The organism is Pseudomonas sp. ABFPK (assembly GCF_001586765.1).
GTDB lineage: Bacteria > Pseudomonadota > Gammaproteobacteria > Pseudomonadales > Pseudomonadaceae > Aquipseudomonas > Aquipseudomonas asiatica.
Genome location: NZ_LQXW01000068.1, coordinates 1 through 1,956 on the forward strand (window position 1 = coordinate 1; position 1,956 = coordinate 1,956).

Here is a 1,956-nt window from a genome sequence, read left to right on the forward strand (position 1 = left end):
TGTTAGCAGCAGTGTAAAACTGACCCACCCCAGCGAAGTAAAACTGATCCACTTGGGCTAGTTTGGCGGCCTTTTCGAGGCCGTCGATGTTGACCCAGGAGCAAACCGTGGAAATCAGAGTTCTTGCCCGACAGGGCCACTCCATCCGGCACATCGCCCGCACGTTGGGGGTCTCGCGCAATACCGTGCGCCGCTACCTCCGCGATCCGTCGGTAGCGCGATACCAGCCCCGTGAACCACGCCCCACCAAACTGGGGCCATTTGAATCTTATCTGCGGCAACGGGTCGAGCAGGCCCACCCCATCTGGCTGCCTGCCACCGTCCTGAATCGGGAAATCCGCGCTCAAGGGTATGGCGGCGGTCTCTCGTTATTGCGCGCCTTCCTCGCCACGCTCAAGCCCGCCCGCCGCGAAGCAGGTCCGGCCGTCCGTTTCGAGACCGAGCCCGGACGGCAGTTGCAGGCTGATTTCGTGGTCTTGCGCCGGGCCAGATCCCCCATGTCGGCCTTCGTCGCCACGCTGGGATACAGCCGCATGACGTTTGTCACCTTCGTACCGGACGAATCCTTCGAGTCCGTGCGGGACTCCCTGTTGCTGGCTTTTGACTATCTGGGCGGTGTGCCCCGCGAGGTGTTGTTCGACAACATGAAGACCGTGGTGCTGGAACGCGATGCCTACGGTGACGGCAAGCACCGTTTTCACCCCGGCTTGCTTCAACTGGCCGATGACCTGGGGTTCCGGATCCGGCTGTGTCGCCCGTATCGGGCCCAGACCAAAGGCAAGGTCGAGCGCTTCAATCGCTACTTCCGCGAGAGCTTCTACAACCCGTTGCTGACCCGGATGAAGGGCACGGGGCTGCTGCTCGATTGTGCTGCTGCCAACCGACGCGTCCGTGACTGGTTGGCAGACGAGGCGAATGTGCGGGTCCACGCCACCCTGAACGAGCGCCCCATCGACCGTTGGCGGCAGGAGCGGGAACACCTGCAACCCTTGCCATCCCGTGTGCGGCGCGACGAGGCCCCCCTGCTGGATAACAGTCTCCGCCCGGTACCACTGGAATCTCTCCAGCACCCACTGTCTGTCTATGACGCAATTGGGGAGGCCTGCCGATGAACCTCCAGCATGAGCGGATCGACGCCCTGTGCCAGCAACTCAAACTCGAACGGGTGGCAACGCATTACCCCGTCCTGGCGCAGCAGGCGGTGCGCGAGGACTTCAGCTTCACCGACTTCCTGGAACACCTGTTGCGGCATGAAGCGGGGTGTCGCCAGCAGCGCAGCCGCGAACTGCTGACGCGGATGGCTTGCTTCCCGGGCATCAAGACCCTGGAGGACTATGACTTCAGCTTCAACCCCGGCGTGCCCAAGGCACTGGTGCAGGAGCTGGGCAGTCTGGCGTTTGTCGAACGGGCCGAGAACGTGGTGCTGATCGGACCCTCTGGCATCGGCAAGACCCACCTCGCCATCGCCTTGGGTTACAAGGCCGCGCAAGCCGGGGTCAAGACACGCTTCATCACGGCAGCCGACCTGATGCTGCAACTGAGCACGGCGCAGCGACAAGGGCGGCTGAAGGAATACTTCAACCGCGCCATCCTCGGTCCACGGCTGCTGGTGATCGATGAGATCGGCTACCTGCCTTTCGGACGCGAGGAAGCGAACCTGTTCTTTCAGGTGGTGGCGAAGCGCTATGAGAAAGGGGCGATGATCCTGACCTCGAACCTGCCGTTCAGCCAGTGGGCCGACGCGTTTGCCGGCGATACCACCCTGACAGCCGCGATGCTGGATCGGCTGCTGCACCATGCCCATATCCTGACCCTGAGCGGCGAAAGCTACCGCTTGAAGGACAAGAGGAAGGCGGGAGTGGTCAGGAAAAATTCCAAACCCGAATGATCCAGGTGGGTCAGTATTACTTTGGTGATTCAGGGGTAAAGTGGGTCAGTTTTCAGTTGGTGTTGACA

The 1,956-nt window shown here is 61.9% G+C and carries 2 protein-coding genes; both read left to right on the plus strand.

What is annotated here, in order from left to right:
• The first annotated feature begins 86 nt into the window (after positions 1–86).
• Entirely contained in the window at positions 87–1,112 is a 1,026-nt protein-coding gene (gene istA, locus WM94_RS26680) for an IS21 family transposase (RefSeq protein WP_004199214.1), read from the plus strand.
• The gene (gene istB / locus WM94_RS26685; RefSeq protein WP_004152394.1) at positions 1,109–1,888 is read left to right on the plus strand and encodes an IS21-like element ISKpn7 family helper ATPase IstB; all 780 of its coding nucleotides are present in this window, start codon (positions 1,109–1,111) and stop codon (positions 1,886–1,888) included. The genes istA and istB overlap by 4 nt, the downstream gene beginning before the upstream one ends.
• The last annotated feature ends 68 nt before the right edge of the window (positions 1,889–1,956 follow it).

Excerpts from the sequence above, each read along its gene's own strand:
- istB (WP_004152394.1), top strand. The coding sequence starts at position 1,109 with ATGAACCTCCAGCATGAGCGGATCGACGCCCTGTGCCAGCAACTCAAA.
- istA (WP_004199214.1), top strand. The coding sequence starts at position 87 with ATGTTGACCCAGGAGCAAACCGTGGAAATCAGAGTTCTTGCCCGACAG.